Here is a 12,161-nt window from a genome sequence, read left to right as displayed (position 1 = left end):
ACGTACTGGGTGTGAAATGTCGCGTTGGCCAGAAAATGGAAGAAACACGCGAGTTAATGGAAGAACTATGGAGAATTTTTCAGTTGGATCGCCCCTTAAAGGTTTACCTTTTTGCGAATAAAAAACTCAATAAAATCAAATGTGACTATGCCAATTACTTCATCGGACCTTCCTTTTTGGCAGCATAGTTTTTCCTTCCGACGGCAAAGAAAAAAAGCCGGCGGTGCGCCGGCTTGCAAAAGATAGAGGTGAGTTTAGTGTAGGTCGCGTCGACGGAATACTATCCGGTTGTTCCCATTAATCGCCAATGGCTCAACACCCTGCTTATAAAGCTCTATACACATATTTGATGGGTCTCTTTGAAGGTCAGCGGCCAACGCTTTTGCCGAAATGTACTCCTTTTCGAATTCGAAGACCGAAGCCGCTTCGACGACTTTCCATCTCTGAGAAGATCTGCCTTTGGTGAGCGCAGGACTAAGGAACCCATCAGTCATCAAGTTACTGATGGTTAAAGTACATTATGCAGCGTGCGGACGAGATCGGAGAGGTCGATCCTGATTTTGACGTAAAAGCATACTTGGAAGAGATGTGGGACGAATTTTGAGAGCTGGCAGGATGGTCCCAAGAATTGACGTTTTCTTCATAAAAAACTATCTCTTCCAGCCAAGTCATTCTCCGAGCGACATGCGTTGTAGCCATCCAGCAGGCGTTTTTGTCCCGTTGGAAACTCGAGCGCGACATTCTACTGTATTTTTGCTTGTCGATAACCGCATCACACTTGCGAAGTAACTTTTTCGTAAACCGATTCGTCGTTTAGCAGCTCTGAAGCTGGATCGCCTGTCTCCCGGGTCAGTTCGGTAAAGTTAAAAAGCTCAGACATTTTGTTTTCATGGATACAAATGTGGCGCCAAACAGGCCATGCACCTCTCCAATCGACGCGAATTGCCACATTGCGGTCACAGACCAAAGGCGCATAACTTTTTAGTGAAGTTCGAAATGATTTTCCCCCTTAACGTGTGCTGTGAGCTTTGTTAGCGAGAAGCTAATAAAATAAACAAAAGGTTACGGAATGGGTATTTTGAGAACCGCTTTTGGCGGAGCAGTTTTTGCATCTATCGCGTGTGCCGCATATGCCGACGTTCCTGCGGGCATTGCTGCCCTTGAAGCTGGTAATGTTTCGGGCGCAGTCGAGGAGTTTCAGGCTGGTTTTGACGATGGTGATGCAGATGGTGCGTTCTTCATCGGGCGCCTGTTTGAGATGGGTCTGGGAACTGAGCGCGACATGCGCCGCGCTGTCGAGCTCTATAGCGCGGCAGCTGATCAGGGCAGTGCGTTAGCGCAGAACCGGCTCGGTTTGATGTACTTGAATGGCGAATTGATCTTGCAGGATTATCAGCGCGCTGCGGAGTTGATTTGTGCGGCGGCAGAGTCCGGCGATGCCAACAGCGCATTCAATTGCGGCTTACTATTCGCGGATGGACAGGGCGTAGATCAGGATGCGGCAAGCGCAGTGGCATTCTGGCAGCAAGCCGCAGAGCAGAACCACGTAGCAGCCATCAACTACCTGGGTCAGGCCTACCGCGATGGCGCAGGTGTAACGCAGAATTATGAGACCGCTTTTGAGATTTTCTCGCGCACCGGGGGAGCTGGCAATCCTCTGGGGCTCTTTGAGTTGGCCAAAGCCTATCAGTCAGGCAACGGCGTGGATAAGGATCTTATCAAAGCGCATGGCTATGCCAATTTGGCGTCCGCGCGGGGCATGGAAGAAGCTCGCACCCTGCGAGACACTCTGAACACACAACTGAACCGTGATGATCTGGAGGCAGCACAGAGCTTTGCCCGCGAATGGGAAGCAACTCCACTGCATCAGGCTTCGCAGTAGTCCCCGTTTTCAGGTCTTCGAGTTTTTGTTGGTTCAGATTGGTTCATCTGTTATGAAAAATCTGCTTTTTCTCACGGTTGCTGTTCTGTGTCTCCTGAGCGGGTGTTCAGGTGCATCGCCTGAGCGCCTGAAAGAAATCTATAGCGTCTCTCCGTCGAGCAATGGCGGCTTTACGGCCTCCATAGAAGTGCGCGCAAACCATGCCGATCAGCAGGATAAGTTCAGCCAGAACGCATTCAACGAGATTTGTGCGGGACCCGCGACCATCATGTCCCGCTCAGTGTCGGCCCCTTTCGACAAACAAACGACATACACACAAAAGACATGGAATGCTGCTGCCGGGCAATTGGTCCAGACTGCGAGCTTTCCCGTAAACACGCCGCATGTTCGCATAACCTACAGGTTTGAATGCGCATGAGGAGCGGATCTCTATACCGGCTGGCCGTGAGTATGGGTCTCGCCCTCTTCCAGTCGACGGCCTTGGCACAAGTGATTGAGCCCCAGTCTGCGGAAGAGGTGTTTTCGGACTGGCGGGTATTGTGCCAGCCGGTGGAAGAGGATGTCGCCTGCCATATGATGCAGAGCGTTGCCGCCGAAGAGAATGGCCCGCCAGTCTTTCTGCTTAGCGTTTCTGACGATGAAGACACGGGCCAAAGCTATGCAGTCATAACGGTTCCTGTTGGTGTCTATCTGGCTCCGGGCATCGAGTTGCACGTGGACAAACGCCGTCCCTTCAAAGTCTTGTATGAGGTTTGCGATCAGCTTGGCTGCCACGCGGGGTTTCGGATGGACGGAGATGTCCTGGCGGCATTCCGGAGGGGGCTGGAAGTCAAAGCCCGAGTTTGGACCGCTCGCGACAAGGCGGTTGATTTCCCGGTTTCTCTGCGCGGGTTCACCGCCGCTTACAATCAATTCAGAACGGCGGGGGACAACTGATGGGTTTGCGATCCCTCTTCCTGACCTCAGTACTCGGTCTCAACGCGCTTCTGCTGACGGCAGCAGCCGTTTCAGCGCAAGGCGTCTCACCCGGTGATTTGCAGCGCATCGGCAACGAAATTCTTCAGCAGCAAACCCAGCAAACGGAAGAACAGGAACAACGCCGCCGGGAATTCGAAGAACGTGAGGATGTGGTACAGGACCGAGCCACTGGAGAGGAGCTCTATGTTCCTCCCCCGGGTGGCCCTTGCTTTGAGATCCGCAGTATTGATCTCAAAGGTTTTGAGGCCTTCAAACGAGAACCCGAAGGCTATCGCGATCTGATCGGCACCTGTGCGACAGCAGCCGACATCGCGCAGACATTGAACCTGATCAACACATTCTATCAGGAGTTGGGGTTCATCACGACCCGCGCTTACGTGCCGGAACAGGACATTGCAGACGGGTCTCTGGCGATCACCATCGTGCCGGGCCGCATAGAAGGCTATGTCTATGGAACCGGCCAGCCAGCGGATGCGCGTCTGAATACGGCCTTTCCGACTGCACGTGGTGACCTTCTGAACCTGCGCGATCTGGAACAGGGGTTAGAGAATATCAACGCACCCCGGTCGGCCAGCGGCCAGTTCCAGCTCGTGCCCGGAGAAACACCTGGCGGGTCCTTCATTCAGGTTGACGTGCAAGACCGACGCCCATGGTACTTGGATTTCCAATTCGACAATTCCGGTTATGAGTCCACCGGCCGGATCAAAGGCACCAGCACATTTGGACTCGATAACGGGTTAAACCTCAATGACCAGCTGCGGATCGGAATCACCACCACTCCATTTGAAGAACGTGGTGAACGCTATTCGGATTCTGTTTCTGTCAACTGGGGCTTGCCGGTGGGCAACTGGTTGTTCAATGCGGATTTTGGAACGAGCGACTATCGCTTCATCACCCAAGGCATCAACCAGTCCTTTGTCACAGAAGGACGCAGCCAATATCTGATCCTGCTGACTGAGCGACTGTTGATGCGGAACCAGACATCGAAGGTCTATGCCTACGGTGATCTGAAGCTGAACAGAACCAAAACCTCGATCAACGATATCGAGATCACCAGTCAGCGCCAGCGCCTCACAGTTGCCTCGCTTGGCCTTCGGGGCGAAAGTACCATCGGGCAGGGTCGGCTGTTCTGGAACATAGGCGTGAAAGCCGGGCTTGATGCGCTAGGGGCAGACATTCCTGAACTCAGCGTCATCGATCAGGAATTCCGTCTTGTGAAACTCCGCGCTGATTTCTCTGCTCCGCTAGGGAAAAGCGGGCTTACCTATCGGGGTACTCTGGCCGGGCAATACTCGGATGATATCCTGCCGGGTATTGAACAGTTCGGCATTGGTGGCTGGAGCACCGTTCGGGGCTTTCACGACAACAGCCTCTATGGCGACACCGGGATCTATTTGCGTAACACCGTCGAATGGGGAGCCTATAAGGCGCCCAGGTTTGAAGTGCGCATGAATGCGGGCCTCGACTTCGGGTATGTCAAACCGTCGGCCCTGCTCCGCTGGTCTCAGGATCATCTGGCAGGTATCAGCCTTGGCGCAGACATCATCATGAACAATCAGGTTACCTTGCAGATGCAGGTGGCGCACGCGTTAAGCCGACCTGACGAGTCCCCACCCAACACCAATCCAGCCTTCGAATCCGACAAGACCGTTGGGTATGTCAGTCTGAGGTTGCAGTTCTGATGAAGCGTTTTGTTGAGCAAAGTAATTTGGGAAGCCGTAACCATGCGTAGTCGTGTTTTTGAGAAAGTTGTTTCTTCGGTCCTGACGCTTGCGTTGACGATACAACCTGCTTTGCTTCATGCGCAGAACATCCAGCCTGTCGGCCCGAACACAGGTCCGCGCCCACATGTCGACCAGTCGCTAAACGGCACAACGGTCATCAACATCTCGACCCCAAATGGCGCGGGCGTCAGTCACGATGTCTACACCGACTTTCAGGCCGACGATCTGATCCTGAACAACTCGGCCACGATCACCAACACGCAGCTCGGTGGCGTGATTGATGGCAACGGCAATCTGAGGCCTGGACGAGAGGCCGATCTTTGGATCGGTGAGGTCGTCGGGGGCAATCAGACTCAGCTGAACGGCATTCTGGAAGTGGCCGGAAAGCGCATGGACGTGGTGGTCGCCAACGAGTTTGGCATCACCTGCAACGGCTGCGGCTTCATTAACACTGGCCGTGCGACCCTAACGACCGGTAAGCCGCAATTTGCCGGCAACGGTGCGCTCACCGGGTTCGATGTACGCCGGGGTACGGTCACAATCGGCACCGGAGGTCTGAACCCGGAGAACAGGATTGCTCTGACCGACACCAGCCGCGTCGATGTGATCGCCCGTGCCGCAGCGATCTACGGCAAGATGCGCGCGGATCAGCTCAATGTCGTCGCCGGTGCCAACCAGGTGGACTATAACTGGTCTTACGATCCGGAAACGGGCGCGGTGACCGGGATCACCGAGCAGGCCGGTGAAGGGGCTGCCCCCGCATTGGCTGTGGACGTCGCCGCTCTTGGTGGCATGTATGCCAACGCAATCCGTTTGATTGCCACCGAAAACGGCGTGGGCGTGCGTCTGAATGGGGATATGGCGTCCTCAACCAACATTGCGCTGCGGGCTGATGGGCAGCTTACGCTGGGCGCTCCTGCTGGTGGTCATACACCGCAGATCCGTGCGGGTGGGCGCGTCCAGGTCCGCAACCAGGGTCCGATCCTTCTGGAAGGTGCGATCACCTCCGAGAGCGGAGATTTGATCGACATCAGAACCAGCAATGGCGACCTGACCTTCAACGGTCAGGCAGCGGGCGGTGCAATCCGTCTGGAAAGCGCGGGGATGCTGAACATTTCCGGCGCGATTGTGGCGCGCAACGCGTTTGCGGCTGCATCAACTGGAAGCTCTGTGGGGCTGGACGGCAACTCCGAAGTCTTCGCTCAGTCCATTGATGTGAATGCGCTGACACAGCTGACGTTCGACGGCAAAGCCGCTGCCCTGGAAGCGGCTTCGCTGACGGCCGGAACTGAGCTTGTAACAGGTGCGGATTCTGAACTGATTTCGGAGTCTGTGGCTCTCACCGGAGGTGACGCCCGGATTGACGGTCAGGCGCAGGCGCTTGAAGAGCTGACCATTCAGGCGACAGACGGGTCGGTTGTTCACACAGGATCGTCACGGGGGCAATCTGTCACCGTAGCCAGTGACGAGATCCGGACAAGCGACGAATCCCAGATCGCTGCCGTCGAAAGCCTGTCGGTGACAGCTCAGGATCAGGTGATCATCGATGGTGATCTGGTCGCAGGGCAGCAGGCAAATCTGTCGGTGACAGCGGGGGATCTCGACCTTCAGGGGCAGATCAATGCGCGGAACACCAATGTAGCGGTGTCTGGACAAACCAGCTTAGGTGCAGATGCACTGGCGGTGGGTCAATCCGTGTTGGAGTTTCAGTCGGGTTCATTGAACGGCGGGCTCAATGCATCTCATTTCAACCAGCTGCGCGCAGGTGATGGGCTTGCCGTCACCTTGGACTCAGGTGGGTTGTCTGTCGGCGCATCAGAACAGGTGTTGTTTGATGGAGATCTCCTGCTCGATCTTGGCGGTGATCTGGAAAACCGCGGCACGATCAAAGCCAGCGGTGACCTTCAGCTGCGCAGCGGTTCGGATCTGAAAAACCGCGGTGGTCTTCTGAAGTCCGGTGACACAATGCAGCTTGTGGCCCGTGATGGCACTGTCCTCAACCAATCTGGACGCATCGAAGCGGACGGTGGCCTCGCTATCGAAGCAGAGACTTTTGACAACCGTTTCGACAGCATAGTGACTGAACCCTCACCGTCGGGCGTGGAGATATTCGCGGGAAATCCTGACAATAAGACAGCCAGCCGAAGGGTTTCAACCAATCCAGCTGATCTCGAACTAGAAAGCTGTTTCACCAGCAGCCGGTCGAATGGCGGTGCGGACAGAGCGAGCAGCTGCGCAACCATTTATAGCTTTGACGGCGTGTTCTCGAACCGGGGCGGTGTTACATGGAGCACAGGCACGTCTGTTGCGGCTTCCGGGGCTAAGCCGGAAATTCTGTCGGGCGCAGGCATTGCAATTCAGGCAGATACTGTGCGCAACGACGCTGGTTTGATCTCTGCTGAAGGCGGCATCGACGTTCAAAGCTCGAGTTTTGCTAACAATGGGTATCAGGACACCCGGGTCACGCACACTGCGACATACACGAGAAACCTGACCATCGAGATCAACGAGGGTAGCGGCGGAAGTGACGCGGCCTTCACCACACGCACAGAAAGAGTGACCTATTCGCCAGTCTCGCGTGAGACTTCCAACGGAGCTACGTCGGAGATAGGCCAAATCCTGGCGGGCGGCGCTGTCAACATCAGCAGCACATCAGTTGTGGCGAATGGCGATATCAGATCCGGAACCTCGAACGTTGTTGCGCCGCGCGATAGTTCAGCCGTGACAAGCGCGCCATTGCCTGACCTCGTTGTCCCCGGTGCGTCTCTGACACCGGTTCAACCAGAGCTTCAGGAACTGGCCAGCCTGGATACCTTGACTGGAGTGGGTCGGACAAACTTCGGGACAACCCCGGTTTCCTACGAAGTCTTCATCTCTTCCGACTATTTTCTGGATCGCCTGCAAATCCAGGATGAGCTGTTCCAGAACATCAATCGACCCGCTGAATGGAATGGATATCCGAGCGACGGAACCTCCTATGAAGGCGGGGACGCAGTTCAGGGTCCGGGGACGGGCTTCAACGGCTTTGGTGACCGGTTCGGCTTGTCAGATACAGGCTTGCTCGCTTCCCTGGACAAAGCCAACACTTCAGAAACTGGTGATCTGACAATCGTTGCTGGCCGGATTACCGGTTCGGGTGGGTCGCTGATTTCTGAGAATGGCTCATTGTCCCTGACATCCTTCGGGAACATTACATTCGAGGACACCGAACTTGGTGGTGATCTGGTTGACATCATCACGGGTGGGAATTTCTCAGGCAAGGCGCTGGTGATCAGATCGAGCTCTGACACCTCAATATTTGCTGCTGGCAATGTTACTATCGAAGGTCTGGCGCAGACAGAAGAATATTACACCAATACAAGCGTCACCAAGATCACCGAGAATCTTGCCTCGCGCTTTGACGTGGGTGGTGACCTGTCGATCATCTCCTCTGCTGACATGACGTTAGCCGGTGTTCAGGCTCAGGTCACAGGGGACACGCGTCTGACGGCAGGTGGCAGTCTTTACCTGCTCGCCGAGCAGTCTGGTGTTCAATACAGCGAAGGCGATGCGAAAAACGGCACGGATCACCTGACCCTGACCGCCCAGGTTACGCAACTGTCCACAGGTGGGGACTTTATCGCCAACGCGGGTGGTGATGCGGTCCTGGTCGGCACGCAGATTGATGCGGGCGGAAAGGCACATCTGGCAGCGGCTGGCGATGTGGTTCTTGCGGCTGCGCAAGACATCTACCAGTCAGAAACCCGCAAAACCAGCAGCGGGTTCTTGTCGAAGAAGAAGGAAACGCGATCCACACTTGCCGTCACCAATCGAGGTGTCGGGATCACCGCTGGCAGTGACATAGATGTTATCGCTGAGACAGGTGACCTGACCACGGCTGGGACAGAACTTGCCAGCGTCACAGGTGATATCAACCTCACTGCGACTGAGGGCAATATCCTCGTTGGCACCTACACCGACGTGTTCGAAGAGACGCATGTCAAAGAAAAGAGCTACCTTGGTGGGCTGCTGAGCAAATCCAGCCAACTGCATACGGTCGATCACATCAACACCGGCACAGATGCGTTGGCGGCCCTGGATCTAAGCATCGTGTCCGGCACTGACACAACGCTTGTCGGCGCAACGCTGTCTGCTGGTCAGAACCTGAACATCACAACAGGTGGTGATTTCTCGGTTCAAGCCGCCATCGACAGTCACCGCTCCGAGTTTTTCGAGACCGACATGGGTCTGGTCACCATGACCACGATCACCGAGACCAGCTTTTCGGAAACGGCCGTGTTGACCGAATTGCTTGCCGGACAAGGCATGAATTTCGACATCGGTGGCGATGCTGAGTTGGTGGTATACCAAACCGCAGGTGTTGATGCGCCGAACCCGCAAGATCTCTATCCTGAGGAACTTCTGGCCATAGACGGGCTGGAACTGATCAGCCAGGAACTGGCAGATGAGTACTTCTATGAAGAGAAAACGCAGCTCTCGCCTGCGTTTAAGGCGCTGGTGTCAATTGTGGTGGCGGCATATGTCGCGCCTCAGCTAGTCGGTGAGTTGCTGCCAAACCTGACCTCGGTAGCTGTCTCCAATGGAGCCAATGCGTTCACTTCAACAGCGCTCGTCGAAACGTTGGATGGTGTCGTAGCCGGAGATCTCGACCTGGGCGCGATTTTGGAAGCAGCTGCGTTCTCAGGTGCATCAGCAGGACTCACATCAGGCATCAACCTGAATATCCCCGAAAACAGCCCCCTGAATGATGCGCTGATCAATGGTCTTGGTAATCCGAAAGGTCCACAACTCACGGTGGCCGGCATTCTGGAAGGGGCGTTGGACGGCTCAATTTCCTCCGGTCTGAGTTCAGCCGTCTACGGGACGGACTTCGCTGAGGGGTTCTCTGCAAGCCTTGTACAGACAGTCACCAATCTGACGCTGGCAGATGCTCAATTCGAGATCGGTGATTTGGGTAGTGGCATCGAAAATTGGGAAGGTTCGGCTGGGCATGTACTGCTCCACGCCCTTGCAGGCTGCGCTGCTGCCGAGGCGTCTGACGCCGATTGCGCCGCTGGTGCAGCAGGCGGAATCGCACAGAGTGTTTACGCAGGAACGCTCGGAGACTTGCCTCCGGAGGAGAGGGCGCAGGCGCTTGCAAACTCTGAAGTCATTGGTGCGTTGGCGGGGTTTGCCTTCTCAGGTGGTGAAGCAGACAACGTTGTGGTGGCTTCGAGCGTTGCCAGAAGTGGCCTCGAAAACAACTACCTATCCCATGATCAATGGGCCGAACTCACTGCGAACATAGAGAGCTGTGAAGGTGATACTTCCTGTGTGGAAGAGCATTTGCTGGAATACACTGCCACATCAATGGCTCAGAACCTGGAGCTGAACAGCTGTATCAGCAGCAGCGACATTGCCTGCGTCCAAGGTATTCTCGACGATTTGAGGGACTTGAAGTCGGTTTATGCGGATACCTTCAATAGGTTTGAAGAAGCACTGTCGGACGCGGGTCTGGATGTAAGAGACAACGCACTTGTCGAAGGTCTGCTCGGCCTGGATGATCAGGGCCTTTATCAAGGCTACGTCATTTCCTTCAACAAGGGTAACTTTGATGGCACCTTGTTGGGTGACTATCACGAGTTTGCGGCAGCAAATTGCTCTGTCGGAACGGATTGCCTGAGATCGTTTTCCAAACACAGACAAGAGGAGTTTGAAAACGGCGCAACGGCACTGATGATCGCAGGCGCGGCCCCAGCGCTGGTTGGAGCTGCAATTATTGCAGGGCCAGAGGTTGTTGCGGCACTTGCAGCTTGCTCGTCCAATCCTCTCTGCTTCACCAATCTGACCGCTGCCGTCGGTGAAGCAGGGCTGGGTTTAAGTGGTGCCACTGCGGGTCAAACCTTCTTTGCTGTGGGTGGTGCGACAGCTGCGACAGGCGGTCGTTTAGTAATGCAACACGGCGATCAAATCATCGCGGTGTTCGACGATGTCGGCAACATCTTCAAACCCGTGTCTCAGACCGTCGATGACACCGGACGCTTTTTGGTCACAAATATTGATGGAGCCATTGGGTATCTCGACGACGGAAACCAGTTTGTACCCAATGTCGTTAATCGAACTGGGTTTGAGGACCTTGCGCAGTTTAGGGATGAACTTGGATTGCCGCCGGCAGGCTCGACATCAGATCGAAGCACATTGGCGATGGTGGAAGTGAACGGCCAACAGATTTACGGCATCAACGGGCACGGACAGCCTGTGGCAGGTGTAAATGCGATTTCACGTACCCATGCTGAAATCGATGCACTGAACCAAATTCAACAACGCGGGATTGATGTACGTGGTCAAGATTTAACACTATATGTGGACCGTACACCCTGTACAGCATGCAACCAAAATGGTGGGATTAGGTCAATGGTTGAACAACTTGGCCTAAACCAGCTTACAGTCATTGGGCCGGAGGGCCCGTTAGTAATCAGGCCAAGATAATGAAAGCGATCTTAGATAAACGCCAAGGTGTAAAAAACGTTGAGCAAACCTATGAAGTTACGCAGGTATCCGAAGCAACAAACATCGTTGGTATGTTGGATGGTGCTGTTCACACCCTTGCCTATTTTGAGCGCGCCGACGGCAGTACACTAATGGTTGGTGGAGGAGGACAGCATTGTATTGTCACCTTTACGGGCGGTGGACAGAATTTGACGCTTGCTAGCGATGCCGAGGCAAAGGACGATCTGATTGAAATTTGTGCCGGTGGCCAATATGGCGAATATCCTGCGGAAATTGTTTGCAGTGTTGATCAGGCCAACACCGCGGTTACCAAGTTTTATGAAGGCAACGAAGCAATTCTAAAGTGGATTTAGAATGCTCAGTGTAGCCTCCTAAAGGTTGAAACCGAAAGTATCCTTGCTGGCAATCCTTTCAATGACGACAAAACTCAAATTTCTCATTCAATAAGATTCACCTAAACAGCCCACATCCGGGGCTGAGTTTTTTCTTTTTCATGAAAGGTGCGAACTGTGTCGATCACCGGCAAATGTTACATACTGATCATTTTAGCAAGCCTTGGAACGTTTCTGACGGCGTCAGCCTCTGATGGCGAGGAAGGTTCGAAACTGCAAAATGGGAAAGCGCGCGCAAGTTTCCAACAAGCATTCAACATGTTCAAAGAAATCTGCCTGGATGGGCTTCCCGACTTCAGACGATCTAAAGACTACGCTTCCGAAAAATTTGGAGCATCATTTGATGATCGAAAGGACAGAACTTGGACACCTCTCAACTCTGGCAGTTTTGTTAAATCTGTGACTATTTCCAGGGGCGATGAATGCTCGGTATACTTGGACGTGGATGGCAGGGATGAACAATTATCCAAGAAATTTCGAACCCTATTACCTGATATTCCCTCATCAGGCATCCACTATATAAGTGCAGGAATGGGTGATGATGTAGATCATCTTGCGAAATGGCAGTATCTAATTAGTGCCGATGAGAACACTGACTATAGACTGCTTAGGCTCAGGACCCATTGATTTCCGTATAGCGGCGTGATTCACGGTTCGAAAACGAGCGGTGAACATGTCTGATCTTTTCTGGCTTAC

The 12,161-nt window shown here is 54.1% G+C and carries 7 protein-coding genes; all 7 read left to right on the top strand.

Going from position 1 to position 12,161, the window contains the following annotated elements; translation table 11 throughout:
- Positions 1 to 1,069 precede the first annotated feature (1,069 nt).
- The 7 genes from ACR1XY_RS17660 (at position 1,070) to ACR1XY_RS17630 (ending at position 12,092) form a co-directional block, all read left to right on the top strand.
- Positions 1,070 to 1,882, top strand: a complete 813-nt coding sequence (locus ACR1XY_RS17660) for a tetratricopeptide repeat protein (RefSeq protein ID WP_480595172.1) — start codon at positions 1,070 to 1,072, stop codon at positions 1,880 to 1,882.
- A gap of 52 nt (positions 1,883 to 1,934) precedes the next feature.
- Positions 1,935 to 2,300: a hypothetical protein gene (locus ACR1XY_RS17655; RefSeq protein ID WP_480595165.1), complete on the top strand. Its 366-nt coding sequence runs from the start codon at positions 1,935 to 1,937 to the stop codon at positions 2,298 to 2,300.
- Positions 2,301 to 2,332: 32 nt separating this feature from the next.
- Positions 2,333 to 2,818 (top strand): invasion associated locus B family protein, encoded by a 486-nt coding sequence (locus ACR1XY_RS17650; RefSeq protein ID WP_480595163.1) that lies wholly within the window; start codon positions 2,333 to 2,335, stop codon positions 2,816 to 2,818.
- Positions 2,818 to 4,542, top strand: coding sequence for a ShlB/FhaC/HecB family hemolysin secretion/activation protein (locus ACR1XY_RS17645; RefSeq protein WP_480595158.1), 1,725 nt, complete (start codon positions 2,818 to 2,820; stop codon positions 4,540 to 4,542). The genes ACR1XY_RS17650 and ACR1XY_RS17645 overlap by 1 nt, the downstream gene beginning before the upstream one ends.
- A 42-nt stretch (positions 4,543 to 4,584) precedes the next feature.
- Positions 4,585 to 11,052, top strand: coding sequence for a two-partner secretion domain-containing protein (locus tag ACR1XY_RS17640; RefSeq protein WP_480595154.1), 6,468 nt, complete (start codon positions 4,585 to 4,587; stop codon positions 11,050 to 11,052).
- The gene (locus ACR1XY_RS17635) at positions 11,052 to 11,426 is read left to right on the top strand and encodes a hypothetical protein (protein ID WP_480595149.1); all 375 of its coding nucleotides are present in this window, start codon (positions 11,052 to 11,054) and stop codon (positions 11,424 to 11,426) included. Before ACR1XY_RS17640 ends, ACR1XY_RS17635 begins: the two co-directional genes overlap by 1 nt.
- Before the next feature lie 156 nt (positions 11,427 to 11,582).
- On the top strand, positions 11,583 to 12,092 hold the full coding sequence (locus ACR1XY_RS17630) for a hypothetical protein (RefSeq protein ID WP_480595146.1): 510 nt from the start codon (positions 11,583 to 11,585) through the stop codon (positions 12,090 to 12,092).
- The last annotated feature ends 69 nt before the right edge of the window (positions 12,093 to 12,161 follow it).

It is taken from the genome of Ruegeria sp. AD11(2025), assembly GCF_056542405.1.
The sequence above is the reverse complement of the archived record's forward strand: the minus strand, read 5'-3'. Positions and strand labels throughout refer to the sequence as shown.